Annotated in this window: 1 protein-coding gene and 1 pseudogene; both read right to left on the reverse strand. The window is 66.2% G+C overall.

The window, feature by feature from the left end; all coding sequences use genetic code 11:
- On the reverse strand, nucleotides 1-205 hold a 205-nt coding region (locus tag MOV75_RS41065), incomplete at its 3' end, for an SDR family NAD(P)-dependent oxidoreductase (RefSeq protein ID WP_247008572.1).
- Between the two features lie 25 nt (nucleotides 206-230).
- Nucleotides 231-618 (reverse strand): annotated as a pseudogene (locus MOV75_RS41070) (feruloyl-CoA synthase); the annotation flags it as partial.

Raw genomic sequence — 618 nt, forward strand, 5'->3', positions numbered from 1 at the left:
CGACCGCGGCCTCGGCGGAGGCGGCATCAGAGACGTCGCAGGTCACGGCCACGCCCTTGATCTCGGCGGCAACCGTCTCTGCAAGCTTGGCATTGAGATCGCAGACCGCGACCTTGGCGCCCTGCGCCGCCAGTTTTCGCGCGGTGGCAGCGCCCAATCCCGATGCGCCGCCGGTGACGATGGCTGCCTGATCCTTCAACAACATGGCGTTCTCCTTTGGCGATGATTTCTTAAGCGACCGATATCACACGGTCGGACGGATTGGCAGCGTAGAGCTCTTCGATCAGCGCGGCGCGATGCTCGAGCACCGCGCGCTGGTTGATGGAGCCCTTGTCGGTGACCTCGCCCTTGTCGATCGAGAGCGGCGTGTCCATCAGGATCGCGCGCGTGATCCGCGTCGAGGAACCGGTGGCTTGGCTGAGGAAACCGGTCAGGCGCTCGCGAAAGGCTTCGCGCACCAGCCGGTCACGCGTTGCGACGATGAGGTCGTCGGTCGGCAGCGTCGGGTTGATCAGCCGGCAACCGTCGAGGTCGAGCACGACCAGGGCAGAGACCTCGTCGCGGTTGATGCCGGCGATGACGACGTCGCGCACCAGCGGTGCGCAGGCCGCTGTGAGG

The organism is Bradyrhizobium sp. PRIMUS42 (assembly GCF_023006515.1).
In the GTDB taxonomy this organism is placed as follows: Bacteria; Pseudomonadota; Alphaproteobacteria; order Rhizobiales; family Xanthobacteraceae; genus Bradyrhizobium.